The organism is Limnospira platensis NIES-39, from assembly GCF_026000695.1.
GTDB lineage: Bacteria > Cyanobacteriota > Cyanobacteriia > Cyanobacteriales > Microcoleaceae > Limnospira > Limnospira platensis.
Map to the genome: position 1 here is coordinate 3,095,238 of NZ_AP026945.1, position 26,027 is coordinate 3,121,264.

A 26,027-nucleotide genomic window follows, 5' to 3' on the forward strand; every position below is an offset into this window, starting at 1 on the left:
TTATGAACCATTTAGTCTATCCATGGTCAAAGCGCGGGTTACTCATCCGCCTAGCCTCAGTATTATTAGTGATATTATTAACCCTAGGCTTATCGGGTTGTAGCGCCGCCCAATCTTCCGACAGACCCTCCCGCCTAGTCATTCCCACCCCTAGCGGTCCGAGTACCTTTAACTATCCCCTAAATCAATCCGCCTATAGCGTTTTTGGCTATATTTATAGCCCCCTAATCGAAGAACACCCCGTCACCGGAGAACTCCAACCGGGTTTGGCTGAGTCTTGGGAAATTGCCCCAAACGGTCAAAAGATTATCATCACCTTGCGATCGGGCTTAAAATGGTCTGATGGTGAACCCATGACCGTAGATGATGTGATTTTCACCTACAACGAAATTTATCTCAGTGACAAAATCCCCAGTAGCTTTAAAGATATTCTCAGAGTAGGACGCGATCGCACCCTACCCACCGTAGAAAAACTCGATGATCGGCGGATTGAATTTTCCGTCCCCGAACCCTTCGCCCCTTTTCTCCGATATGCAGGCGGTTTACCAATTTTACCCGCCCATGTCTTAGCTGACTCCGTTCGGACCTTCGACTCTCAGGGAAATCTCCGATTTTTGAGTACCTGGGGAACCAATACCGACCCCCAGGAAATTGTTGGTAATGGTATGTACCGCATCAGAAGCTATAACTCCAATCAACGGGTTATCCTAGAACGTAACCCCTACTATTGGCGCGAAGACCCACAGGGGAACCCCCAACCCTATATAGACCAAATAGTGTGGCAAATTATCGAGAGTAGCGATACCCAGCTACTCAATTTTAGGTCTGGTTCCCTCGATACCCTAGACGTTCAACCGGAAGCCTTCCCCCTGCTGAAACCTGAAGAAACCAGGGGTCAATATACTATCTACAGTCCCGGTCCTGATACCGGAACTGTGTTTATGTCCTTTAATCTTAATCAGGGTAAAAATCCCGACGGTAGACCTTTTGTGGAACCCCATAAATCCCTATGGTTTAATAATCTAGCCTTCCGTCAAGCAGTATATTATAGCATCAATAGAGAGGTGATGAAAAACAATATTTTTTTAGGATTGGGTGAGTTACAACATTCCCCTATCCCGGTACAAAGTCCTTTTTATCTATCTCCAGAACAGGGATTAAGAACCTATAACTATAACCCGGAAAAAGCTAGGAAATTATTGCTGGAGGCAGGTTTTTCCTATAATGAGAATGGCAATTTAATCGATGCTGAAGGTAATCAAGTACGGTTTACCTTGTTGGCGAGTGCCGGGAGAAAAGTCCGGGAACAAATGGCGACTCAAATTGCTCAAGATTTATCCCGAATCGGCATCCGAGTTGATCCGCTTTTTTTGAGTTTTAATACTTATGTTAATCGGTTGTCTAAGACTCGCGATTGGGAGGCTTTTTTGGGTGGATTTACCGGAGGAGTTTTAGAACCCCATGGCGGCTATAATATTTGGTCAGTGAATGGTCGTCTGCATACCTTTAATCAAGGTCAGCAACCGGGAGAACCAGAAATAGAAGGTTGGGTGGTATCAGACTGGGAGCAAAAAATTGATGATTTATATGTGCAGGCTTCCCAGGAACTAGATAATGATAAACGTAGGGAACTTTATGGGGAAGCTCAGAAAATTATTGCCGAAAATTTGCCGTTTCTGTATATGGTTAATCCTTTGGTATTCGATGCTATACGCGATCGCATAGAAGGCATTGACTATACACCTATCGGCAGAGGTTTCTGGAATTTATACGAGTTGAAAATTCGGGAATAGGCATAAATAAATGGTTACCTCAGATGACCATGAGGGAAGAGCAAGGAAATTGGCAATGACACCGGAAGCATTAAAACAGCTATTAGAATATGTCGCACAAGGCTATTTATCCCCCATAGAAGCCCTGAACAAAATGCGATATTTTGACTTTGAGACCGTCGGAAATTATGCCAAAATAGACAATCACCGACAACTAAGAACCGGATTCCCGGAAGTGATTTGGGGACCCGGAAAAACCCCAGAGCAAATCCGAGAAATAATGCAGACTATGCAGGGGCGAAATCCGGTAGTGATGGCGACCCGAATTGAACCCCAAGTGTATGAAGAACTGCGGCGGGAAATGCCAGATTTAGAATATTATCGAGAAGCTAGGATTTGTGCCTTAGATGGGCGTTATCGGTCCGCTGAAGCTCAATCGGTCGGTGTGATAGGAATTTTAACCGCCGGAACTGCTGATATATCTGTCGCCGAGGAAGCCGCCGTCACCGCCAGCTTATCAGGATTTCAGGTAAAGCGACTGTGGGATGTGGGGGTAGCGGGAATCCACCGACTATTAGGAAACTGGCATTTAATTTCCGATGCTGATGTTTTAATTGTAGTGGCGGGGATGGAAGGTGCTTTACCAAGTGTGGTTGCTGGTTTAGCCGATTGTCCAGTAATTGCTGTACCAACCAGTATCGGCTATGGTGCAAGTTTTAATGGGTTAGCACCCCTATTAACTATGCTGAATTCCTGTGCGGCGGGTGTAGGAGTAGTCAATATAGATAACGGATTTGGCGCGGCTATATTAGCTGGCCAAATCCTGCGAGTGGGGGAGCGATTAAACAGAAAAATGGGTCAGGAATGAGACAAGTTTTTGCACAAAAACAGTCGCCGAGGCTGACCCAAAAACACGGAATCCCAACTCCAATCTATCTGGGCTATGCGATAGCCCACTTGATGGTAAAGTTGTCGTGCTTGGGAATTATTTTCGAGAACATGAAGGTACAAATCAGAGAACCCCCATTTCATAGCGACTTGTTCGCAACCAATCAGGAGTTCTCTAGCCACACCTTGGCGCCGGGCTGTGGGATGAACAGCTAAATTAGAAATATATGGATAGCGATCGCCAATAGACCAGGGACTGGGCGATCTTAACCCCATTTCTACCGTTCCTACCAAATGTTCTGGGACATTTAGAGGTATATTACCTAATTTATGAGGAGAATCTGCGATCGCAGCCACTAGACAGGTATAATACCCCGAGCTAGTAGCCAAGCGATTACGCAAATCCTCGTAAATGCCCAAGCGAAAAATAGGATACATCAAGCCACCGAGTCCCTGTCGAGTATGAAAACTCTCAGCGAGGATCTCCGTTAATCGGGTAACATCAGCCCGTAGGGCTACCCTAATTTTGAGGGGATACCCGTGTGAGGTACCACCGGAACCTTCTCGTTTGTAAGTTGTTGAGGTCAAGAAGAACGGCTCCACGATTCCAAGCCAACTTCTTTACACTGTACCATTACTCCATTGGCATCGGATCAATTAACAAGGCGGGTGAGCGGACTAGGCGGCTCATTATAGCTTTTGACACTCCTCGCCCTGAAGTGCGAGGATTCTTGAGCTAACAATTGCCCTTTCAGGTTTTACCCCTATTTAGGTCTTAAACTGTTATGTCTGAACCGAGCTTGCTAGAAGATTAGGTAGGGGTCGAGAGGGAAGTCGCCTTCCCCCACTCCCATTCCAAACCGTGCTTGATACTTTCGCATCACACGGCTCCTGATGTAGATACCCCTTGGCAACGGGAACAGGGTTACCAACCCCTGCTTTTGTACTTCAACTTTTGGAGCTAAATACAACATCGTAGTGTTTAAACTCGCTTTCGCCGTTAAACTCCTGTTGATTGCAGTAACTATATCTACACCGTGACTAGTGGGCATATCCTAACCATTACAATTAGGCCTTGGCTTTCAGTCACATCCCTTCCCCTTAAAGGCATACGATTACACTTTCACTACTCAACAAGATGTACTTGTCGAGAGCCTAAAAGGGGTTTAAACGTTCCGTTTATATGGGCATTCCATCTGTAGACTTGTCCTTTCCACCGGGGTACTTTTAAAGGTCTGTGTAGGTGTTTTTAGCAATACCTTACTTTTCCCCTTACTCTTTTGAGTGCAGCGTATCAACCTATTTCGCTACTTACTGTTGACGATGGTTCAAGCCGGAACATTCAGATTTCCTTAGTCATGGATGGTTGGCAGTGGTCACATCTGGTAGTAGGTTCTACTTCACGCCTTCCGTTCCCCGCTTCAATCTGACGGGTTGTGAATCCTGAAACTGGGGGTGGCTATCGCCGTTACTCTCAACGTCCTGATTTCTCAGTTTGTTTATGACCTTGAGTTCCCTGCCTTGCTTAGATTTCTCCAAGCGTCGGGATATATAAACAGTTATGAGGATGGTCAGGAATGTGAATCCCTTATATTCCACCAAGGGGTGAAAGTCCCATTAGGAAGTTATTTCAGGCATTGCAGCCTTATTTGATTCCTAAACGTCTCGCACCTTGTTATCTAGATACCCTATTAGTGGTTCACTCTCCAAGCGTTTTGGTATTGCAACCAAGATTCGGGTATGCCCTACCCTATCTACCTTACGGCAAAAATATTTCTACAGCACTACGCTGACTAATTCATTCGCCGAGTTTTCGGTTACTGCCCTGTTTAAAGAGTTTTCGGTAGCTCTTGCTTGTTTATTTTCTCCTCAAAAGTGCTGCGCTATTTCAGCAGAATTTTCACGATGTGAGCGGTATTGCCACCTGGTTATGGTCGAAAGGGAAGTCACCTTCCCCAACTCCACTTCCAAACCGTGCTTGATAGTTTCCCATCACACGGCTCCTGATGTGGATACCCTATTTGTCAGTAGGAACAAGGTTACTACCCCTTGCTTTCGTACTTCAACTTTCAGAGCTATATGCTTGCGTTAGTCTTTAAACTCGCTGCCATTAAACTCCTACTTATCGCGGTCTCTATATCCACACCGTGATTAGTGGGCATATCCTAACCATTACAGTTAGGCATTAGCTTTCAATCACATCCTTTCTCCTTAAAGGCATACGCTTACACTTTTCACTACTCCACGGGTACATCCCGCCACTTGAGAGCCAATGAGCGGTTTTAAACGTTCCATCTGTGTGGGCATTCCATCTTTAGATTTGTCCTGTCCACCGGGGTACTTTAAAGGTCTATGCACAACGAAACGTTGCTTCTGGGTAGCTTGCTTAAACTCCTACTTTTCCCCTTACTCTTTGAGCGCAGCGTGTCAACCTGTTTCGCTGCCCAATAGTTACGATGGTTCAAGCCAGACATTCGGTTTCCCTAATCATGGATGGTTGGCAGTGGTCGAGTGAGAGGTAGGTTCCTCTATTACGCCTTCCGTTCCCCGCTTCAATCTGACGGGTTGTGAATCCTGAAACTGGGGGTGGCTACCGCCGTTACTCTCAACTTCCTGCTTTACTAGATGGGTCACAACTCCATCGTTCTAGTGTTCTGTCTTGACCTTGAGTCTCTCTGCCTTATCTGGGTGTCGAGTCCAGATGTTGGAACACATAGATAGTTATGGGATGGTCAGGGCGCACTCCTTATATTCTACCAAGGAATAGAAGTCCCACTAGGAGGTTATTTCAGGCATTGCAGCCCTATTTCACTCCTAAACGTCTCGCATAACCATTACTATTGTATCACGAAGTCGCCCTGAAGTGCAAGGTTTTAGACCCAGTTTCTTGATAAAGTATGATTAACATGAGGGTGTAACAGTCTGGGGACCGCTGGAACAATATTGCTAAACCTCCCACTAAACTCAGTTGATGAAAAGGCACATAGTCAAACATTCCGTATCGCTCACTTGTAGATGAATATAGCTCCCTCTGGAACTCAGCGGTCTACAATGGTCTACCTAATCGCGAACAACTCTCAAATTAGACGGGCGGGTTGGGTTGGCTTGCTTATGGTGAAGAGTCACCTACGGTGTAATCTACTCCCCTACAGACACATTAGTGCCAGTACTGACCATCGAAGCCCCCGAATTGATGAGCCCTTCCAGCAGGAGATCGGTGCATGAGTTCCCCCAACAGAAAATTGAAGCCCACCATATTAGTGGTTGATGATGAGCCAGATAATTTAGATCTGCTATACCGGACTTTCCATCGGGAATTTAAAGTTCTCAAAGCCGAAAGTGGGCCGGCTGCATTGAAGATCTTAGAAGAGGTGGGGGAAGTAGCAGTAATTATCTCTGATCAGCGGATGCCCTATATGAGTGGCACAGAGTTTCTCAGTTTGACCGCGACTCAATATCCCGATTCGATCCGCATTATCCTCACTGGTTATACGGATGTTGAAGACCTGGTAGAGGCAATTAACTCCGGTAAGGTGTTTAAATATGTCACTAAACCTTGGAAATCTGATGAACTCAAGGCGATCGTTCAGCAAGGTTTAGAAACTCATAATGTCCTGAAATCTCGCACAGAGGAACTACGCCTAGCACAAAAACAGGAATCGTTACTTTATGAAGTGACAAGTACCATTCGCGCCTGTCCTAATTCCCAGGAAATGTTGCAGCGCATAGTTGAAACAGTGGGTAAAATGTTTGAGGTGAGCTATTGTCTGCTGCGTTCATTCGGTGTGGGTTCAGACCTGATAGGGCTGGGGGCTGGAGTCAGCCCTACCAAACAGGATATCACTGCTACACAAGGGAAGGAGTGGTTCGCATACTTAGCGGAAGGTCAGAATCATCAAAATTCCACGACAGACAACATCAGCGTTATCAATAATAATGATCTGGAATTGAGATCCCTGGTTTGGGAAACTACGGAAGTAATGATTCTTTCGGAAGGTTTGGGAAATGATATTTCTGACCACGATGGACCAGAATGGCAGCAGCGACGAGACGTTTACCAACGTGCAGATATTCGCTCCAGTTTGATAGTGCCTCTGTATTACCGTCAGGAATTGTTGGCGGTTTTGGCGCTGCACCACACGGGATCGCCCCGTAATTGGCATGAACATGAAGTGCAGTTAGCTGCGGGTGTAGCAGATCAGGCGGCTTTGGCATTGTCTCAGGTGCGCGCATACGAGCAGGTGCGAGAATTGGCTCGTAGGGAAGCGCTGGTTAATACGATTACCAATGCTATTCGGTCTAGTCTTGACCCTCAGAAAATTTTTGCGGCTATCACTGAGCAATTGGGGGAGGCTTTGGAGGTTGATGGCTGTGCTTTGTCTCTCTGGAGTCCGGGAGATGAATATATGCAGTGTGTAGGCCTTTATAATGCGGCGATTAAAGAAACAGTAGTAGAGACTAGACCGGCGGCTTTGTCTGAACCTGATACCAGCACGACGACGAATTTGCCCCTATTGGGGGTAGAAACTAATCAATCCATTGAGTCCGATCAGTCCGATGATTTGCCTCAGTCGGCGGCTCCTATTAGTGGCAACCCGGTGCTTCAGGAATTGATTAGAACTCGCGCTCCGGTGGCGATCGCTGATATCGAACAGCGACCAGACTCGATGGTGATGTTGCCTTTGCGATCGCCTTCTAAGGCTCTATTGGTTGTGCCACTATTGCTCGATGGTGATATTATTGGCAGCATATCCCTACGCCAAAATCACCAAGTTCGCCATTGGCAACCCTCCGAAATTGATATGGTCCTGTTGGTGGCAGCCCAAGCCGCTTTGGCGGTACAGCAGGCTCGTCTATACCAAAAAACACGCCAGCAAGCAGAACGCCTATTAGAAGCCGACCGCCTCAAAACTGAGTTTTTTCAAAATGTCTCCCACGAGTTTCGCACCCCTTTGACTTTGATGATAGGTCCTTTGGAAACGGTGGTTAATCAACAGCAGGATCTGTCATTAGACCAAGCGAAAATTGCTCTGCGTAACTCCAGGCGACTATTGCGCTTGGTTAATCAATTATTGGATTTGCAACGGTTTGATGCGGGACGAATGCAGCCCAGTTTTCGCCCCTGTGACCTGGTGGAGTTTTGTCAGCAAACGGTGGAATCATTTAAGTCTTATTGCGATCGCAAACAAATTAATCTAGTTACCAATTTACAGAGTTGCCCCCAACTTTATCTTGATCTGGAAAGGTTTGATAAAGTCCTTTACAATTTGCTCTCTAATGCCATGAAGTTTACCCCCACCGATGGCACTATTACCGTTAGTCTCCAGCCCGAAGGGAATTATTGCCGTCTTATGGTCAAAGATACCGGGATTGGTATTAAACAAGAACAACTCCCCCATTTATTTGAACGCTTCCGACAAGCTGAAGGTTCAGCCAATCGCTCCTTTGAGGGGAGTGGCTTGGGATTGGCTCTGGTTAAAGAGTTGGTCGAACTCCATCATGGTCGCATTACTGTAGAGTCTGAGTATGGTCAGGGAACTACATTTACCGTCTGGCTACAAATGGGGAATCTTCATCTACCACCCTCGCCTCTCCTTGATGTTCCCGCTGAGTTTGATGCACGTCGAGCAGCCGTAGAATTGGCTGATGTGGAGGTCGATTTACCAGATGTACAAATTGACGACATAAATCTGCCGGAGGTTTTGGTTGCTGACGGTTCGGCTTCCCTCACGGACCACGGACAGTTGGGGTCTAATACTGTCCTGGTGGTGGATGATAACCCCGATTTGCGCCGCTATGTGTCGATGATGTTGCAAAATGCCGGATTTAATGCGGTTTTGGCTAAGAATGGCGCTGATGGTTTTAACAAGGCTCAGACTTATCATCCTGATGTGATTGTTACTGATTTGATGATGCCCCAGGTGTCTGGGTTGGAGTTGATTCGCATGATTCGCTCCTCACCTGAACTTAGGGGAACTCCAATTATTTTGTTGACTGCTAAGGCTGATGAGGATACCCGCATCGAAGGGGTTGAGCGCGGCGCTGATGCCTATGTTTCTAAGCCTTTTAATGACCGGGAGTTGATAGCTGAGGTCAGGAATTTACAGGCCCTCAAGGCAGAGGAACGACGGGTAGCCCATTTGAATAAGTATCTGACTGAATCAGTATTGCGACGGTTTTTGCCGGAGTCTATGGTCAAAAAGGCGGCGGCGGGGGACTTGACTCTGGATTTGCGCCCGGAACCGAGGCTGATTACCATTTTATTTAGTGATATTGTCGGTTTTACTCGGATGTCTAATGCTCTACAGTCTCAGGGGGTGGCGGAATTGCTTAATGAGTATTTGGGAGAAATGACTCGGGCGGTTTTTGAGAATCAGGGGACTGTTGACAAGTTTGTAGGAGATGCGATTATGGCTTTGTATGGAGCCCCGGAGGAGATGAGCCCCTCTGAACAAGTCCGACGCGCGATCGCTACGGCTAGACAAATGTTGGTGGCTCTCGAAAAACTTAACCAGGGTTGGCAGGAACGAGGTTTGGTGGGCCGTAATGAGGTTCCTCCGGTGCGGTTCCGCTGTGGGATTCACCAGGGTATGGCTGTGGTGGGGTTGTTTGGTTCCCAAGAGCGATCGGATTTTACGGCGATCGGTCCTTCGGTTAATATTGCTGCCCGTCTTCAGGAGGCTACTGCCCCCAACAGCATTATGGTATCCGCTATGGTGGCTCAGTATGTCCCCGATGAGGAGATTATTAAGCGCGAATTTCTCGAACTTAAAGGCATTGATGAGCCGGTAATGACTTGTGTGATTAACCCAAATATGCTGAATCAGTAAGGGATACAGCTTAATGGCAGATAATTTGGGAAAAAATGCGATCGCACTATTGCAATTTTTATTTTCCTGTGTTAGATTAGTTAAGTGAAAATTTGCGGGCGTAGTTTAGTGGTAAAACCTTAGCCTTCCAAGCTAATGATGGGGGTTCGATTCCCCCCGCCCGCTTTTTTCCTACCATGCCAGGGCTAGGTTATGAGCAATAGCCTATTAACTGACTGCGACTATCGAGTTAAGCAATAAGCTGCGATCGCAGTCAGGATCAGGTTTTTCCCAAAATGCCAGGAGGCGGACTTGAACCTGTTATATAAGCTGTAACCCGCATTCTATCGCGATCCAAGTGTTACTCAGTAGGCATAAAATAACCTAGGTGAGTAACAAATGAGTAACGCTACTAATACCCCTACAGTAGGGGGAAAGGGTAATTATGACGAGAGCTATGCTAGGTTCCTCAAGGCCTATCAGGATTTTAAGGGTGAGTGTCCTAGGGGGGTTAGCCTTAAACTCCAGAAGTCAGGAACTAGGTACAATCTCTTATTGCAGTTTAAGCAACCACCTACCGGGAAACGGCTACCCAAGACAGCTAATCTTGAGTGTACACCTCAAGGGGTGATAGACGGGGTTAAGAAAGCTAAACTGGTATCAGAAGCCTTGGGAACCATTACTAGCGCTAGTGAATTTTGGAACTGGTACGATGCGACTATCTTAGGAAAGAACCAGATTGAGGATAATCTGATAACCTATCGGGAAATATTCCAACAACTAGAGGATGAGTATTTTGCGGGTTACAACCGCAACACAGGAAGACCACGCTCCCGCGATATCGCTAGCGACTTAGCATCTTACGAGTCTACTAAAGAGGCATATTTCAGGTTGTTCCCTAACTGGGATGATTACCCTAGCTGGGAGAGTTTCAAGGTTATGCTATACACTCCCCTACAGAACGGAGAACAATTAGTAGGTTCCCAAACATTTAAAGAACGTTACTACATCTTAAAAGCCATAGCTAAGAAATCACCTAACAAAGACCATTTGCTTAAACAGCTTGAGCCTATTAACCCTAAACAAACACGATTCACCGTTAAGCAGCGTATAGGCATTAATGCCTTTAAAGATTGGTGGTTTAACACCAAACAGGAAGCCTATACCATCAGAAACTCACAACATCAATCATCCCGACATAGCTGGTTATGGGTAACGGGTATGACAGTAATGTACGGACTGAGACCAACTGAAATAGCCGCTGCTGTTAATCTAACCAAACGTTATGTAACGGATGATGGTGTAATCATCAAAGCACTATCAGACCCTGATAATCAAGATAATTATCTTGTATTAGGAGATTAATTAGGGGTCGAGATAGACCTCACGGTCTACCCCTCCCATTCAAAACCGTACTTGAGACTTTCACCTCATACGGCTCCTAGTTTGACCGTCTCCTTGTTAAGAGTACAGCATCATCTCTTCATCAAGAGCTGTTTTATCGTCGTGACAATGGCGATGTAATAATTGAATATTCTTATAGTCATCCTTTCCGCCTTGGCTTCTAGGTACAATGTGGTCTATTTCAATTAAATCTGATGGGGTAAAGAATTGCCCACACCAGGTACATCTACCTTTTTGCTTTTTGAGTAGTTTTGCTACCCTATTTGGCGTATCGATTGCTCGTCCTTTCCTGGTTGCCCAGTAGGTCCAATTTCCGTCATAAAGTGTTGCGTCAGGGCGTCTTAAGGTATGTCTGACAATTGGAGTCCAGTTGTGTTTGAATAGATGTAACCCATCTTTGGTTTGGAACAGCCAATTTTCGTGTCTTTCTTTCCCATTGCTAAGTTTAATTGTTCCATGTCTGAAATAATTTCTTAGCTTTTCGTGACTTGCCTTTCCGCATCTTGATACTGTCCATGCCCGTAACATTTGCCAGATTGTCTTATCTAGTTTGGTGAATGTCTCTGTTGAGACTACCCCTGAGTAATAGTTTGACCATCCCATAATAATTGGGTTTAGTTTGTTAATTAGGGTTGATTGAGGTGCTGTTTTAAATTGTTTAATTACACCTTTTATCACTTCTGTGTGGGCAACTGCTTTTTGGCTGGGTTTAATGTGGGTCTTGTGACCGATTAATCGGCTTGCCATTCCCCCTGTTTTCCCAGATTTATATTTTCCTGCTGGATATTGCCTGATATTGAATCCTAGAAAATCAAATCCTGGCTCCTCTGTTCTGCCTTCATATTCAATAGGTTTGAACGTATGGCAGATTCGAGTCTTTTCAGGTTTTATTTCTAATCCCACAGGTTTTAACCGTTCGGAAATAGCAGTTTTGCACTGTTCAATGATTTCTAGTGATGGGGATATCACTACAAAGTCATCGGCGTATCTTATAACAGTAGCCTGCGCTCTGTTTGCTTTCTTTGGATACATTGTCTCTATGAACCTAATCATGCCATCCAATGCGATGTTAGCTAGGAGTGGACTTATTACCCCTCCCTGGGGTGTCCCTGATTCTGTATCCTCAAATACGCCGTTATCTAGCACGCCTGCTTTGAGCCATTGTTTCAGGTCTCTTTTTAGGCAGCTTGGACAATGAATTTTGGACAGTAGGTAATCATGGTTTATTCGGTCAAAACATTTTGCTATATCAGCATCGAGTACATAATATTCACCCTTGTTGATACTTGAGTAAATTCGTGCTATTGCATCTTGGGCTGACCGTCCGGGACGGAACCCATAGCTTGTGCTTTCAAATCTCGATTCCCATTCAGGTTCGAGAGCCGACTTAACCAAGGCTTGCCTTGCTCTATCTTGGATTGTGGGTATTCCTATTCCAGCTTTTTTCATCCCTACCAGGTTTTGGAATCCACACCCGTCGCAGTGGTTTTGCTTTGAGGTTTTCTTTGATTTTCTCGGTCATTTCTAGCCTTTGTTTAGGGGATATTGCTATCACACCATCTACTCCAGCCGTCTTTTTGCCTTGACCCGCTTGGGGGGGCGGGTTTATTAAGCTGACTGTTGGGAAGCATGGCTGACCGTGGAACCCGCCCCTACAGTCGCACTGCTAAGAGTCGGGCATAATATGATTTCACCAATAGACGTTGCCACCTTCTTACCTTTGCGTCCTGTCCCGATTTAGCTGCTTGAAATATACTCTTTTGGAGCTTGAAAACTTTCCGTTGAACCTTAGTCCACGGGATGGTCTTCCATGCGTTGTTCGTAGTCTTGATTGGTTTTGATTTCCCAAATCCTTTCTTTAAACTCGCTATCGCCATTTGTACACCTACTTGACTCTATTTCTTTACAATCAAACCGTGACCCGTTAGCATATCCCTACCATTACAGTCGGGCGTTGGCTTCTGGTCACATCTCACCCCCTAATAGGCTTACGCTTACACTTTCACTACTGACTTTCTCGACCAGATTATCAGAGCCTAAGAGGGGTTAAAACGTTCCGTTTATATGGGCATTCCATCTTTAGATTTGTCCTATCCACCGGGGTACTTTTAAAGGTCTGTGTAGGTGATGAAGTGATTACCCTACTTTTCCCCTTACTCTTTTGAGCGCAGCGTATCAACCTGTTTCGCTGCTCAATAATGACGATGGTTCAAGCCGGACATTCGGTTTCCCTAATCATGGATGGTTGGCAGTGGTCTCGGTTCTGGTGTTGGGTTACACCTAGGAGCTTTCCGTTCCCCGCTTCAATCCTGAGGTTGTGATTCCCAAAATTGGGGGTGGCTATCGCCGTTACCCTAATTTCCTAACTTTACTTATCCATTTCTGGGCTTACTATAAGGAATTTGTATGGGTTAGTTCGTTTTGACCTTGGGTTCCCTGCCTTGTTTGGTATATCTCTATACCGAACGTTGGGACATATAAACAGTTATGAGGATGGTCACGAGTGCGTTCCTTATATTCAACCAAGGGGTTGAAGTCCCCACCAGGCGGTTACTTCGGGTATTTCAACCCTATTTCATGCCTGAACGTTTCGCACCACTTACTTTACTGACGCAGAAGGTCGGAAAGTGAGTATTAAAACAGGGGGAAGGGTTGTAGCCCCAATTCCCAGTCCCGAAATGTTTGATTTCCTAGAATTGAAACGGCCGTTGTTACCAGAATATAGCCCGAAAAAAGGCAGTCAACCCAAAACCATAGCTGGAGGCTTTGACGCAACGTTTAGTAACAGAATTCAATCTATGAAATGCCCGGTAACCCAGAAATATGCTTTTCGTAGACTGTACAACCTGTTAGGTGAACAATATGGACTACCTATCGAGTTGCGAGCTAGACTTATGGGACATAGCACAATCGTCAATGAGGGTAAATACAAGACAGAAGGCATTGACGCTACCTTAGAAGTTCTCAAAGGGGTTTCTAAGTTACCTATACCATTGAACGTGGCTATAGAACGCTTAACAGCGTTAGGGGTTGATATTGATAGCTCTGAAGCTAAATTATTTCTTAGAGTTATCTATCTGATAGATTAATCTAATCGTCAACCTTTCATAAATTAACGCCCCTAGATTAAACCCCTAGGGGTTATTTTATGGCTACAGATTAATAGATACTACTACGGTTTTGAGTAACACCTAAGTAACGGTAGAATAGGGGTTATAGGCTATGTATTAGGTTCAAATCCCGCCAGAGCCATTTAACTTAAACCCTTATCCTGACTACTATCGCGGGAATTGCTTTAACCCGATAGTCGTACCTAATTACTCATATATTACTCACAATCTAGTCCTAGCACAGGAAAATAATTCTGTCAATAGGTTGATTACTCAGTCAACAAGCACAACTTAATCAATCTGTCAAATATCCATTCCTCCCCCTAACCAAACACAGACAGGGTAACTCTCTCGTGATAGCAGTCAATGGCAAGCCTATCGGTTCGTTCCTCACCATTGACTGCTATCACATCGTTCGTTTCCCCAATAGTGCTTGTTTCGGTTAGGGGGAGGGTATGGCTCAAATCAACCCATAGTGGGTTCCCTATGGGAGTCAGATTATTGGTGAAATCTTGAGGAGCCTACTCGCTACCAACAAAATGCGATCGCATAATCACGACTAACCTGGCTATGACATACTGAAGCGATACCCCCAAACAACTTTTCAACTGGTGACTTGTTTCGTCATCTCTCGCTGATACCTACATAATCCTCAGCAAGTCTCCAATTTATAGGGGTATTCATTTCGTTCAAAACCCAGTACCCCTAATAAACACCCTAAGCCAAAATCTTAGCCGTAGGTTGTAGGTAAAGCTATCTGTTAGGGGTAAAGTAGTTCTGGGTATTATCTGGACATGATAGGGTAAGCATTCATATAAATTTTTAACAGTCCGTTGCAACAGTCCGTTAGCCAAAAAATAAATAGACACCCCCATAGTCAGAAACCATAGGGGACCATTTAAGTTATTGGGGTAGCTGTTAGGTGTTAGCTGTTAGGTGTTAGGGTTTACGCCAACCATCATCATCAATATCATCTCTGTTGATTGGGAGATGGGGTGATTGCTTTTTATCTTCTAACTGTTTTTTACCAACTATCTGAACTAACTAATTTTTCAAAAACTCAAATAATATGTCTAACTTTTTATTGTTTAAATCTAGTTTAGACTCAATTATTTTATTGCCTATCAATGAATCAATGCCCAAATAAACAATAACAGTGATCAATAACAGAACCTCTAGTATTATTATACTCATTGCATTAATCTCCAAAAATAAAGGGTAAACCATTTAATCCTCTCCCAGGGTTCAAATATTGAGTAAAAATTACTATATGGTGGTGATTCAATTATTTGATATTCATTTAGCCAAATAGTTTCACGTTTAACCATCATATTCTGCTTCACATCATTGTATGTGTAAAATTTTAACCATCCTGCCATTTTCAAATAAATAGAAACCTGGTCTGCATCAAATAATATCCTCACAAATTTACTACCTGATATATCTGGCAATTGTTTACTTCCGTGTGGGGTATCATCCTCTTTGATAAAGTATTGGTTGTAAGCTAAAAACCAATTAGTTTCAGATATATCATATTTGTTAGACATTATCTCACCTGCTTGATTACATTATCGTTATCCGTGTCACACCATAAATCACCTACACTTAAACCTGTAGGGCTTGTCGGTAAATTACTGATATTAACATTTGTAGATGCTGTTGATTTACTTAGTGCCTCTAATTTTGGGGATAATTATTGAATCCCTGCCACTAATAAAGGAACTAATGTTTCATAAAGAATCGTCAGATAATCTATGTTTTTGTCGTCAACTTCAGGGCTATATGTGTGGTCATTTTTAACCAATTAAACTGCATCAGGATAAGACTGTTGAACCTCTTGTGCGATTAAACCTATTTTTGTTTATTGTGTAGAAAATCCATGGCTGCCAACTCATTATATTGAAATTCAATTACATTTAATTTTTTAAGTAAATTTAAGCCATTAATACTCTGAGCACAAACTGTTTTAAGTCTAATATACGAAGAACCTTTAACATAATCTCCACTATCGTTAATCAAAGATACGTTTGTGTGTTCTACTCTAAATCTAGTATGTACTCCAGATGATGAAAGAGTTGAGCTCTTTATAAAATATGTCTGCCCGTTATATAATTGTATTGAATATCTATCGCTAGGAGCAGTTCGCCAAACATCGCTTTGATGAAAATTAATACCATGATATATAAATACTCTAGGATTAGCATCTGCTTCTAATTCTATAGAATAATTCCCTTGATGAGAAAACGCCCAGCTATTTGCTCCAACTCTACTATTTAGTACTAAAGCCGTAATTGGATTATCTCCTATCCGGCGGATGTCAAACCCCCTCCAAACATTAAAATCAATAAGCATATTTCCATCAGGAAAACTTTCATTAGTTGCAAAAGTTACTGGATTATTTGTTATGTTAAATGTTTTAATTCCTGTTAAAGTTTGATTACCTGTAGTTCTAACTACAGTTGAATCTACATTAATTGTTCTATTAGCTGCTAAAGTTCCTCCTCCTGATCAACCATCTCCTGCTGTTAATGTAATATTTGAATGTGTGTGCGTTGTGGGAGTCCTAGCGTCAGATAATCTACTATCATTACCTTGACAGGCTGTGCCTGCTTGCCGTAAGCAACTGCCCATGTTGTTGCAGCACTCCCATTAAAATTATTTCCAGTTAATCCCGTACCATTTGTTAATGTATTAGGAGTATTGGCAGTTATTGTTATATTGGCACTACCATTAAACGAAGTCCCATTAATTGTTCTAGCAGTTTGAAGCGTGGTTGCAGTTGCTGCATTACCTGTAATATTAGAGCTTGTAAAAGCTAATTGTTGCCAGCTACTCCAGACTGCATTTACACGATTTCTTTGATAAATATCTTCTCCTCCAAAAGGTATCATTGTTTGAGAAATCGCAGAATTCTTATGTCTTTGTACAGTACAAAAACGCCATGAACTTCCCGGACTTTGATTTAAAAGAGAACTCCCTTGAGCAAAACCTGTTGTTAACACATCATTCCAATCTCCTGTTACAGTTATTGAAAGATTTGGTAAAGCACCAATTTCTGCTAAACTCCAACTTACATTTCCAGAGCCGTTTACTGATTTGCCTGTAGAACCAATTGTTAAAGTCCGAGCAGTTCCCCAGTTTACAGTAGTAATATTTGCTGTTCCATTAAAACTTGTTCCATTGATTGTTCTTGCTGTTTGAAGTGCTGTTGCTGTTCCGGCGTTTCCACTTATTGACCCGGTAATTAATGAATTAAATGTTTTAACTCCTGTCCATGTCTGATTCCCAGTTGTAATTATCCCTGAATTAGTTGCACTAGCTGTAGGTAAAGTAACATTAGTTCCTGTTGATGATGTAACTACAGGACCTGCTGTTGTTCCTGCTGTTACTCCTAAATTAGTTGCTACATTTACTTGTGCGCCTGCGGCTATTCCATTCAATTTATATTTATCAGCAGAAGTTAATAAACCGGCGATGCTCGTCGTAGCTGCTGGAATAGTAGCGTTAGTTCCGGTACTGCTTGTTACCGTCCCTTGGGCTGCCCCGGTAGTGTAGCTTAGGTTGGTGGAAAGGCGGCTATCATCACCACGACAAAATGTATTTGCCGTGCTACCGAAAGTACCGGTAGTAACAGCGCCTAATGTGGTGGTAATTAACGGTAAATTAGCCGTAGAACCTATAGTTCCGGTATTGCTAATGTTACCGTGTGTATGGCTAGTTGGCGTTCTAGCATTTGATAATCTGACATCGTTACCTTCGGTTACAGTTCCAGTAGTTGTTCCGAAGTTTTTATGAAATGCTGTATTTTTGGTAAAAGTAGGCTCTTTACCGTCTAATGCACCTTGAAGTCCTGTAACATTTGCAATAGTATGTGTATGTTCTGATGGAGTAAACGTTGTCGGTTTACTTGTAACTTCAGACCAAGTAGGTAACCGTGTTGCGGTAGCAGGCGCACTACTGATGTCGCCCCATAGATGACCGTGACCGGATGGCGCGAACGTAGACGGTTTGGACGTTATTTCAGTCCAGCTATGGGAATGAGTAGATGTGGGGAAAGTGCCAGGTTTATTAGTAATATTATTCCAAGTTAACTGAGTTAATTTGACTAAATTAGTATTGGAGTCAATAACTGCTTGTATCCGTTCATTAGTTAAATACAGATTAACTTCACCTTCTGGCAAGTCATCGGTTGATTGCCCAAATTTACTAGAGTAAATGTTGAAATTAGTCATAACTGCCTCTATATTCATCTTAGGGGGGATTCCCCCTAATTATTATTAACCTACAGTAACAAATTCAATTAAAGTTATTGATACGTTAGCGCTAGATTCCGCGATAGCTTGTAAATCGCTACCACCAATTGTTAGCATAACTGTATCACCTGGTTTAACCGAAAATGCAGCGTCTGACACGCTATCGCCGGTAGGGTCTAAAATCAAATGAACGGGTATATTAGACGGGTTTTTGATAAATACATTACGCCAGTTTGTGTTAGCATTTTCTGCTACTCATTCGGCAACTGTATTAGCCGTTAAACTAATAGTGCTTGTAACGGGAGTACCTGGTATCTTAGCAGTAATATTGAGAGTGTCTAAATTTAAAACACTGCTATAAACTGAGAAACTCATAATCACCTACCTCTTAAATAATTCTATTGTAGTCGGTTAGTAAGTGATTGTCTGCTCTAACCCGACAATCTGCGAAACACTATCCTCTGTCATTCCATAGATGCTGGCAGTAGATTTTAACTCGTCATCCTATGCAGTATTAGGGGGTAGCCATAAACATTGACCTGGTATGCAATTGCTGATGTGTCCATGACTAAACCAAACCCCAACGCTACCCGTATTCTGCAAGTGTAAGCGATATCTGTAAGTATTGGCGGCGCGGATAAGTGTAGGGGTATTACCTACGGAAATACCAAAATTTCGGGTTGAGTTAATGATGGTGTTTTTGGTAAGGTATCAAGTTGGTATTCTGCCATACCAAAAATATTAATTTAATCATTATTGTGCAATTGATTTAAACATCTAGCTTTTCATACAGAATGTGAATCTATAGCTAATCCTTCTGTCTGATTGGTAATCAACTCAATCAATAGGTTTTCTGTGTGAATCCCCCCAGAATAAGGGAGTTTTACGATACCTAGATTTAACCTGTTTTCTGTTGCTAGGTTCCCATAAAATACCGGTAAGCTGATAGAACCTTGTCACACATCTTGTTTCTTTTCCCATCTTTGATAATAACTATATTCTGGATAAATTTTGGGTATTTTTGATTGATTGAGACTAGGGATATAGCACCTAGCATTCAAGCTAGAGACATAAGCGTAAGCGGTAATATCATAACGACATCTGTCAGTTATCAAGCCTTCTAAAATCGCGCCATTAAATAACTCTACGGCGTTATGCCAATTGCTGGCATTAATTTCCGTAGCCATATTTTTAATTCCCCTCATGGATAGTCCTCAATTATTTTGTAATATTATATAATATTTCTAATTTATTAATAGCCTTCAATAATTATTCAGCATGGTTAGAGACACTCTAAAAATTAGAGACACTCTAAAAATTAAAGATACTATTAGGTCAAGCACACCCAGGAATATTGGTAGGTCAGGAGGAGTAAGTTCAGGTTTAGCAGGAGATTTAGGCGACCAAACATCTTCAACAATGGACTTTGGTAGGGGTTTACCGTATGCAAGGGAAAGAGATAGAGGAGGTGTTCCCGGATTAGTAAATCCTTGGGACCCAATCACCAGAGTGCCGCGTGGAATTAACCCAGAAGACCATGGTAGGTGGAAAAGGGAAGATGATGCGCGGCGAGTAGACGAGGAACCACCAAAGAGAGATGAACCAAAGGGAGGTAAAAAACCACGCGGCGGCAGAAGTGGCGGTGGTGGTAGCGGGAGAAGTTTTGGGGGTCCTAATTCAGGTGACAAAATTGATGATGATAAAGGAAGGCGACCAGGCGATAGTTCAGATGATGATTCAGATGATGATTCAGACAATGGAAATGGCGGAAATGGCAATATCGGTTGTACCATAAAAGCTGATGAAAAGTACAGCGTTGAAGAGTTCGACAGACAAATGGGTAGCGGGGGATGCTGTAATCCTCCACCAAGTAGAAGTAGCATCACTTTTGTTAGTCACATGGGTGGGAATCCGAGGTGGGGGGAAACTCCTCAACCAACAGGAAGTGAGAGGTTTTTTATAGGCAAGGACGGTGGGAGTCTGAGTGGGCATACGGCGACCCTGATTTAATGTATGAAAGTGTAGGTGCATTTTGTGATTCGTGGATGGAATGCACAGAATTTGATTATGTAATTCCCAACTTTTCCGCGAGCACAAAAGATATCCCGCCAGGCATCGGAGGAGGAGAACCTGAAAATAAAAAAGAACCTGAAAATATACGAACGATAACAATACCAGATATGAACGAAGAATGTTGTTGCGGAATGATTAGAAGGATTTACGAGTTGCTAGACCCTGAATCCTTTCCGGCTGAAATGCCTGAAAAAATAACGGTTAATGCTAATAATCCAGAGAACATAATTCAACGAATAAACACATTACCAGAATGGCTAATGTACAGATTTGACATCGATGATGAAAGATGGGGTGAATTTGAAGTTAAAGTAGAGATTGATGATGTCAATCTAATGATAAAAGCAGAAGAAAAAGCCGAAATAAAATTACCTAACTTAGCTGAATCAATTGCTGAAATATTTGGTATGGTAATGGAAATTTCTATCTCTCATCAGGTTACAGAAAACGCTGTTTTAACGGCGTTATATGAAGCAGGTTTGGCTCACGCGGCAGCCTTTAAAGCTGGTAGTGAAGTATCTAAAATAATTGATTATTTAGAATTTGCTACTGAGAAAAAATACGCAAAAATTAAAACAGCCTTTACTCCAGAAGCTGATAATTTTGAGGAACTACTAGAACCCAATAAAAGCCAGGTTAAGATTACCAACCAGAAGGATGCGAAAGAAACATGACAAACAACATTAAATCAAATTAAAGAAATATTTGCTTACGTGCTCAAGGTACTTTACAGGTGAACAGTAATGACCCAGCCAAAGACATATTAGCCGATTTAACGCGGTTATATGATTCAATGAAAAAACAAGACGATATCAGAGAACAGGAAACCAAAAAAGTACAAGAATTATTGAAAAAAGACTTTCCTGATATCAAGATAGAAACCGAATTGATTGACGGCGATAACCCACTAAGAGGGACTTTGTAATGGTTGCCAGAAGTGCAAGAATGCTAAGGAGTACTCGTAGCTTGTCTAGCCGTCAAACCCGTAGCAGTATAGGTAGGAATGGCGTTAGACAAGTTAATTTAGCCCAGAGAACATCTACGGGTTGGTTTGGCACATTATGGGCAAAAGTTTTGGAGGTTGGCTATGGGAAGGAATTACTAAGTTTTTATCTAACTTTAGCTTTGAGAAAGTAGCGACATTTATTACCTCTAATTGGGACAGCTTTTGGAATTTTAATTGGAATATTAGCGATAGTGATATTGATAGAAACATCCAAAATATTGCCGGACAATTTATAACCACCACGGCTGGGTTTTTAGGTAATATGGCTGGGAAATTAGTATGTGGTGTTTTACCAGTAGCAGGTCTTGCATTTCTCAATAAAGCGGCCGCTATGCATGTAGCATTAAGCAAGGGGCATGAAATGCTTATGGAAGTATCTACAGCTGTCGGTTCATACGTTAAACAGTCATTTAACATGGCTATGAAAGCAATAGCATGGACGTTATTTAAACACGGTAGACGGGTTGTTAAAATGTTTTTAGATAAAAGTCCTTCAACACTTGCAACGGCTATTGTTTCAATGGTTACTGCTGGTAAAGGAACGATTGAAAAGTGGGGTGACGAAAAAGGTGAAGAATGGAGTTTCGGTAAACAGAGAAGGGAAGCTAGGGAGAAATTACCAGAAAGCTATGACGGAAATATTAACACTATTTGGAACCAAGACAGTTCCGAGGAATTCGGGGATGAGTTTAGCGAGAACTGTAAAGAGGCTATTGTGTTAGTCGCTCAAGGTTTAGATGAATATATGGCATTACAAAGAATAGAAGAAAATAGACAACAACAATTAGTTAACGCGGTTATAGAAAACAATGGATAAAGATTTAGACTAGTGTCAAGCCTGCGTAATTTACCGGAAAACGTAACTAATGCTTGGGCTCAAACTGAAATACTAGGAAATAGAGATATAGGGCAATTTGTAGGGTCAGGTGATTTTCCGGAAATCAGTACGTCAGCTAATCTTAAAATACAGTTAACTTTGGTTTTGTACAACTACGAAAAACCTCCATATTGGACTAAAAATAGGCAGTCAACACTGCAAAAAACTCAAATAGAGTTACCGTCGGTTAGTAGGGATAAAATTACATGGGATAGGTTACAAAGGATATTTACTCAACCCAGTCAGCATTTACTAAAGAAAATATTAAAGTTAATTGCACTATAAATAATGGTAGAAAGTTTGCGTTTTTTATTAATGAATTTAGTAAAAATGAGGCAGAAAATATCTGTAAACAATTAGTTGATTTAACTGACGCTAAAATCGTGTATCCTATTACCTTCGAGGAAAGGAAAGGTTTTGGCGGTAGGGAAAATGCGAAAAGAATCAAAGAGAGCAAAATGTATATCAGTGAAGTGAAAATACTTAACTGGGAATTAATTGATAAATTTGAACAAGCTAAAATCGACTTAGGTGAAAGTAGTGCCTTGGCGATGTATCAAGACCCTAGAAAAACCCAAGTCAAAATTCCTCTACATTTCCAGAGAAAACCTAGTTGGGTTGATAATGCCATACGGAAAGCTACGAGGACATCGTTAGAGTTAAAAACTGGAAATCAACCCCCAACTACAACCTAATCATTGAGTCATATCAGTCACTAACTATCATCCACGATGAAAGAGATTACGAACATACTTAGACATGGTTAAACTGGTAGTTAGCGTAATGTTGGTATTGGTAGCGTACCGTCGCGTTTAACTCAAAAGCTGCTACATATATGTAGCTTCTGTTGAAAGAACCATAGCAGCCACAATCAGCAAATACACTGCTATAGTCTAGGTATTGAATAAAATCAAGGTGAGATTATAGCTACTAAGAAAACGCTAGGTGCTGCGACACTGGAAAACCAATTACTTGAAATTATTGAGCCAACCCAACGAATGCAATCGACTGCAAGTAATAATCCTGATGGTGCAACCGTAGTCACTGCTTATACCCGAAATATGGCTACAGGTCTCGTAACTGTTTCATTGTCAATTCCAACAGACGATGTTTTAGACCCTACTGACGGCAGTATTGATGTAATAGCTACAGAGCTATTTGTTGATTAATAGATATCGGGTAGGCACTAATATCATCGTTTTACCTACCCTGACTTAAATCATGTAGAACAAGAGAGTTATTATGCCTTTAAGCGACGCATTTAACAGAGACAAAGAAGACTGGGTAGAAAAGTTAGCCACAGCCAAAGGCTCACATTTAGGTCGTAGTCTAGTAGTTGAAGTTCCAGTAGATGCAACTTCAAAAATAGGCGTACCTATGCCTATGCTTTGACTCCACGTTTTAAGTGGAGGGTCAGTATCTAATGAACCAACGGCCGTCAGGAACTTAACCATTTGGACACCACCTGTTAGGAATACTTCCACGCCTAATACTAACAGACGTAATATCATAAAAGGCAGTCGGGTAAGAGCATACAAGAAGGCTGAATACACTCGTTTCTTTGTTGAGGCCCCGGTTAATCCTGGCTATTGGCGTAAATACACCCAAACACGGGTAGGCGAAAAAATACTGAGATTTATCAGTATTAAAGCACCTCCTATCGTTTCTGTTAGTGGCTTGTTATATGTATTTGCTCACTATTTTACTATCAAGCCAGCATCATTAAGAACCTATAACAGTATGTTCAGAATTCCTAGCAGCGATGGGCTGGCCCTAGCTAACCTGGGTGAATTAACTGTTGAGAGAAGTGAAGCACCAAACCAAGTACAGGGTGATCTTCCTGCTAATGCTCCTGTTAAGTCACCTGGCAGTAAGAGTAAGAAAAAATAAACCGCCAAAAAGTAGACAAAGAGAATTGACCACTATATAAAAAAATAGTGGTCTTTTGTTTGAGTTGTATGTGGCGATAATTTAAACATTTCACAATTATGGTATAAAGTCAATAATTCTTTTATTTTTTGGGCTTATATATTTCTGATTTATTTATAAGTATTAATTAGGTTAAAAATAATAATCATAAACAACCAAAAATATCAAAAACAGTGATTTCCAACTCAATAACTCAATCGTATTTTTTAAAAATGATTTTGTCAATGAGTTGAAAATAACTGACAGATGCGTAAAAACCAAAATACATTAGTAGACCAAAATACCGCTATTTACCAGATTGACAAAGACAGCGTAAAAACCAAGGATACACATGGACTCTCACCTAGTGAATATCTGGCAATCTTAAAAAGGTTCAGCAACTTTGCCGGATTTCTTGACCAGGTAGTTCCTTATCTGCCATATCCCAAAACATCACCTATCTACACATTAAAAGAAAAGTTAGTGTTTGCATCTGTAACGGACGAAAAGGACTTTAATCTGGAATTAACCTACTCTGAGATTATCGCGTTAAAGAATAGCATTAAAGCTATTCTAACTCTGATTAAACTTGGTGGTGGTGTCAAGATGCCACGTAAAGTTTCTGGTGCTATTGCTGACGATATCGCTGCCTTGGAGGGTCACTTTTTTAATCTCTCCGATAATCATGTTGGCCCGGATATCCCTGAGTTATCAACCGACCCTGACCCATTTTCAGTCTGGCTTCAGGGTTAATCCCTAACAGTCTAATTACAGCAGTCTAATTGGGAAATAGAAAAGGCTACCCGTAAAAAGGTAGCCAATACACCAAACATCGAGGACTATCACCATGATATCAAAGCACTGGAAAGAAGTGCGGTTAAATCTCAGGAATATTAAACTTGACCCGTTGATGTATATGGGAATGTCGTTTGCTATAAAGGTTCCTAACTATGCAGGAAGAGGAAAACTTCAATGGCAATTAACAGCCGTTAAATTTTACCATGAATTTCTGGCTTATTATGTGGGAAAAATGATGAAAAAAAATTAATCCTATTACGCCCAGATAAAATTGAGGAAATTCTCAATAAAGCACTTGAATATTGCCGGGAAGAATGGAGGATTTATCAAGCTGAATCTGGTGGCGATAAAGAGGAGGTAAATAATGATGATTAACAAGTATCACGCCAAAGGACAATATGATGAGGGGCATTACTTTGCATCAACGCTAGAGAGCAAGGTGTATCACCTACTCAAAAAGTATGATGACAACCTATCAATACACCCCCGATTAACTTTGGTTGATCACTGTAATGATTGGAAGTCAATTACATGGAAGCCAGACTTTTATAGTCCAGTTTTCAACCAATACATCGAAGTAAAGGGAACGCTAACAACCGAGTTTAAACTCAAGATGCAATTGCTTAATTACCTTAATCCCGGAATGATTGAAGATATTTGGTTTGTCACTCGGAACAGGTCTTATCGTTGGCCAGGTATTTATTTAATGAATATCGATGAGTTCCAACGACATCTGAAAGCACAATAATTTAAGTTAATAGGAGAACAGCAACCGTGATAAATCTACACTATAAAGGCATATTTAGCCTCAATGGTGAACTTGTGCAAAGCCATTATAACCCCCATAAATTTGACCAAAATACAATCATTGTGGCTTATCAAGTCTTGACACATATTGAGGAACACAAAACACCTGAAGTCAAGAATATTACCTATCAGGTAATGGGTAGTTACAGACCACGTGGTGATTATCAAGGCTCTGCAATTATTAAGCTAACTAAACAATCACAGTTTAGAGTTCAGCTATCCGGTAAGGTAATCCAATGTTTTGGTATGGTTGTCGCCAAATTGCAGCCAGAATCAAATCACCTAACACAATCAACAATCAACAATTAACTAAGGAAGAGTA

General features: G+C 42.0%; 20 protein-coding genes, 1 tRNA gene and 6 pseudogenes. 16 read left to right on the forward strand and 11 right to left on the reverse strand.

Annotation, left to right across the window (positions count from 1 at the left end; all coding sequences use genetic code 11):
* Nucleotides 1-2 precede the first annotated feature (2 nt).
* The gene (locus N39L_RS15195; RefSeq protein WP_006619487.1) at nt 3-1,793 is read left to right on the forward strand and encodes an ABC transporter substrate-binding protein; all 1,791 of its coding nucleotides are present in this window, start codon (nt 3-5) and stop codon (nt 1,791-1,793) included.
* A gap of 55 nt (nt 1,794-1,848) precedes the next feature.
* On the forward strand, nt 1,849-2,640 hold the full coding sequence (larB, locus tag N39L_RS15200; RefSeq protein WP_006619486.1) for a nickel pincer cofactor biosynthesis protein LarB: 792 nt from the start codon (nt 1,849-1,851) through the stop codon (nt 2,638-2,640).
* Here the strand turns inward: larB and N39L_RS15205 are convergent.
* Together N39L_RS15205 and N39L_RS15210 are read right to left on the reverse strand one after the other, a co-directional pair.
* A complete protein-coding gene (locus N39L_RS15205) occupies nt 2,631-3,248 on the reverse strand; it encodes a GNAT family N-acetyltransferase (protein ID WP_006619485.1) in 618 nt (205 codons plus the stop codon). The genes larB and N39L_RS15205 overlap by 10 nt on opposite strands.
* Before the next feature lie 1,899 nt (nt 3,249-5,147).
* On the reverse strand, nt 5,148-5,294 hold the full coding sequence (locus N39L_RS15210) for a hypothetical protein (protein WP_193353190.1): 147 nt from the start codon (nt 5,292-5,294) through the stop codon (nt 5,148-5,150).
* A 587-nt stretch (nt 5,295-5,881) separates the two neighbouring features.
* Between N39L_RS15210 and N39L_RS15215 the strand changes: the two genes are divergently transcribed.
* The 3 genes and pseudogenes from N39L_RS15215 to N39L_RS15225 all read left to right on the forward strand — a co-directional run.
* Entirely contained in the window at nt 5,882-9,490 is a 3,609-nt protein-coding gene (locus tag N39L_RS15215; RefSeq protein WP_006616453.1) for a response regulator, read from the forward strand.
* A gap of 94 nt (nt 9,491-9,584) precedes the next feature.
* Nucleotides 9,585-9,655 (forward strand) — tRNA-Gly (locus N39L_RS15220).
* A gap of 213 nt (nt 9,656-9,868) precedes the next feature.
* Nucleotides 9,869-10,831, forward strand: a pseudogene (locus N39L_RS15225) (recombinase); the annotation flags it as partial.
* Nucleotides 10,832-10,930: 99 nt separating this feature from the next.
* Here N39L_RS15225 and N39L_RS15230 read toward each other — a convergent pair.
* From N39L_RS15230 to N39L_RS15240, 3 genes and pseudogenes are all read right to left on the reverse strand, one after another.
* Nucleotides 10,931-12,322 (reverse strand): group II intron reverse transcriptase, encoded by a 1,392-nt coding sequence (locus N39L_RS15230; protein ID WP_014275648.1) that lies wholly within the window; start codon nt 12,320-12,322, stop codon nt 10,931-10,933.
* Nucleotides 12,282-12,504 (reverse strand): annotated as a pseudogene (locus N39L_RS15235) (HNH endonuclease). The gene N39L_RS15230 and the pseudogene N39L_RS15235 overlap by 41 nt, the downstream one beginning before the upstream one ends.
* A gap of 21 nt (nt 12,505-12,525) precedes the next feature.
* A complete protein-coding gene (locus N39L_RS15240) occupies nt 12,526-12,750 on the reverse strand; it encodes a reverse transcriptase N-terminal domain-containing protein (RefSeq protein ID WP_014274427.1) in 225 nt (74 codons plus the stop codon).
* Nucleotides 12,751-13,473: 723 nt separating this feature from the next.
* On the opposite strand from N39L_RS15240, the pseudogene N39L_RS15245 reads away from it, so the two are divergent.
* Nucleotides 13,474-13,962: pseudogene (locus N39L_RS15245) on the forward strand (recombinase); the annotation flags it as partial.
* Nucleotides 13,963-15,173: 1,211 nt separating this feature from the next.
* Here the strand turns inward: N39L_RS15245 and N39L_RS15250 are convergent.
* The 6 genes and pseudogenes from N39L_RS15250 to N39L_RS15275 all read right to left on the reverse strand — a co-directional run bounded on the left by N39L_RS15250 (nt 15,174) and on the right by N39L_RS15275 (nt 19,441).
* The gene (locus N39L_RS15250) at nt 15,174-15,530 is read right to left on the reverse strand and encodes a hypothetical protein (RefSeq protein ID WP_006615909.1); all 357 of its coding nucleotides are present in this window, start codon (nt 15,528-15,530) and stop codon (nt 15,174-15,176) included.
* Nucleotides 15,531-15,787: 257 nt separating this feature from the next.
* Nucleotides 15,788-15,838, reverse strand: a complete 51-nt coding sequence (locus tag N39L_RS15255) for a hypothetical protein (protein ID WP_434057615.1) — start codon at nt 15,836-15,838, stop codon at nt 15,788-15,790.
* Entirely contained in the window at nt 15,835-16,335 is a 501-nt protein-coding gene (locus N39L_RS15260) for a hypothetical protein (RefSeq protein WP_014275060.1), read from the reverse strand. The genes N39L_RS15255 and N39L_RS15260 overlap by 4 nt, the downstream gene beginning before the upstream one ends.
* Nucleotides 16,336-16,508: 173 nt before the next feature.
* Nucleotides 16,509-18,215, reverse strand: coding sequence for a pyocin knob domain-containing protein (locus N39L_RS15265; protein WP_231851969.1), 1,707 nt, complete (start codon nt 18,213-18,215; stop codon nt 16,509-16,511).
* Between the two features lie 45 nt (nt 18,216-18,260).
* A pseudogene (locus N39L_RS15270) lies at nt 18,261-18,611 on the reverse strand (hypothetical protein).
* A 581-nt stretch (nt 18,612-19,192) separates the two neighbouring features.
* Nucleotides 19,193-19,441, reverse strand: coding sequence for a hypothetical protein (locus tag N39L_RS15275; RefSeq protein ID WP_006616146.1), 249 nt, complete (start codon nt 19,439-19,441; stop codon nt 19,193-19,195).
* Between the two features lie 73 nt (nt 19,442-19,514).
* Between N39L_RS15275 and N39L_RS15280 the strand changes: the two are divergent.
* The 10 genes and pseudogenes from N39L_RS15280 to N39L_RS15325 all read left to right on the forward strand — a co-directional run bounded on the left by N39L_RS15280 (nt 19,515) and on the right by N39L_RS15325 (nt 26,014).
* Nucleotides 19,515-21,234: pseudogene (locus N39L_RS15280) on the forward strand (hypothetical protein).
* A 20-nt stretch (nt 21,235-21,254) separates the two neighbouring features.
* Entirely contained in the window at nt 21,255-21,446 is a 192-nt protein-coding gene (locus N39L_RS15285; protein ID WP_162097026.1) for a hypothetical protein, read from the forward strand.
* Nucleotides 21,371-22,132, forward strand: coding sequence for a hypothetical protein (locus tag N39L_RS15290; RefSeq protein ID WP_231851968.1), 762 nt, complete (start codon nt 21,371-21,373; stop codon nt 22,130-22,132). Before N39L_RS15285 ends, N39L_RS15290 begins: the two co-directional genes overlap by 76 nt.
* 12 nt (nt 22,133-22,144) lie before the next feature.
* Nucleotides 22,145-22,477, forward strand: coding sequence for a hypothetical protein (locus N39L_RS15295; protein WP_006616323.1), 333 nt, complete (start codon nt 22,145-22,147; stop codon nt 22,475-22,477).
* A gap of 98 nt (nt 22,478-22,575) precedes the next feature.
* A complete protein-coding gene (locus N39L_RS15300; RefSeq protein ID WP_006616324.1) occupies nt 22,576-22,887 on the forward strand; it encodes a hypothetical protein in 312 nt (103 codons plus the stop codon).
* 228 nt (nt 22,888-23,115) lie between these two features.
* Complete coding sequence (locus tag N39L_RS15305) at nt 23,116-23,361, forward strand: hypothetical protein (RefSeq protein ID WP_006622122.1); 246 nt, start codon at nt 23,116-23,118, stop codon at nt 23,359-23,361.
* A 1,006-nt stretch (nt 23,362-24,367) separates the two neighbouring features.
* Nucleotides 24,368-24,853, forward strand: a complete 486-nt coding sequence (locus N39L_RS15310) for a hypothetical protein (protein ID WP_006616325.1) — start codon at nt 24,368-24,370, stop codon at nt 24,851-24,853.
* Nucleotides 24,854-24,947: 94 nt separating this feature from the next.
* Nucleotides 24,948-25,273 (forward strand): annotated as a pseudogene (locus N39L_RS15315) (hypothetical protein).
* Entirely contained in the window at nt 25,263-25,646 is a 384-nt protein-coding gene (locus tag N39L_RS15320) for a DUF1064 domain-containing protein (RefSeq protein ID WP_006616299.1), read from the forward strand. Before N39L_RS15315 ends, N39L_RS15320 begins: the two are co-directional and overlap by 11 nt.
* Nucleotides 25,647-25,672: 26 nt before the next feature.
* Nucleotides 25,673-26,014 (forward strand): hypothetical protein, encoded by a 342-nt coding sequence (locus N39L_RS15325; protein ID WP_006616300.1) that lies wholly within the window; start codon nt 25,673-25,675, stop codon nt 26,012-26,014.
* Nucleotides 26,015-26,027: the final 13 nt, after the last annotated feature.

Coding starts and splice junctions, on each gene's coding strand:
- N39L_RS15215 (WP_006616453.1), top strand. CDS start 5,882: ATGAGTTCCCCCAACAGAAAATTGAAGCCCACCATATTAGTGGTTGAT.
- N39L_RS15230 (WP_014275648.1), bottom strand. CDS start 12,322: ATGAAAAAAGCTGGAATAGGAATACCCACAATCCAAGATAGAGCAAGG.
- N39L_RS15265 (WP_231851969.1), bottom strand. CDS start 18,215: ATGACTAATTTCAACATTTACTCTAGTAAATTTGGGCAATCAACCGAT.
- N39L_RS15260 (WP_014275060.1), bottom strand. CDS start 16,335: ATGCTTATTGATTTTAATGTTTGGAGGGGGTTTGACATCCGCCGGATA.
- N39L_RS15275 (WP_006616146.1), bottom strand. CDS start 19,441: ATGAGGGGAATTAAAAATATGGCTACGGAAATTAATGCCAGCAATTGG.
- N39L_RS15240 (WP_014274427.1), bottom strand. CDS start 12,750: ATGGCGATAGCGAGTTTAAAGAAAGGATTTGGGAAATCAAAACCAATC.
- N39L_RS15320 (WP_006616299.1), top strand. CDS start 25,263: ATGATGATTAACAAGTATCACGCCAAAGGACAATATGATGAGGGGCAT.
- N39L_RS15195 (WP_006619487.1), top strand. CDS start 3: ATGAACCATTTAGTCTATCCATGGTCAAAGCGCGGGTTACTCATCCGC.
- N39L_RS15310 (WP_006616325.1), top strand. CDS start 24,368: ATGCGTAAAAACCAAAATACATTAGTAGACCAAAATACCGCTATTTAC.
- N39L_RS15250 (WP_006615909.1), bottom strand. CDS start 15,530: ATGTCTAACAAATATGATATATCTGAAACTAATTGGTTTTTAGCTTAC.
- N39L_RS15285 (WP_162097026.1), top strand. CDS start 21,255: ATGCTAAGGAGTACTCGTAGCTTGTCTAGCCGTCAAACCCGTAGCAGT.
- N39L_RS15290 (WP_231851968.1), top strand. CDS start 21,371: ATGGGCAAAAGTTTTGGAGGTTGGCTATGGGAAGGAATTACTAAGTTT.
- larB (WP_006619486.1), top strand. CDS start 1,849: ATGACACCGGAAGCATTAAAACAGCTATTAGAATATGTCGCACAAGGC.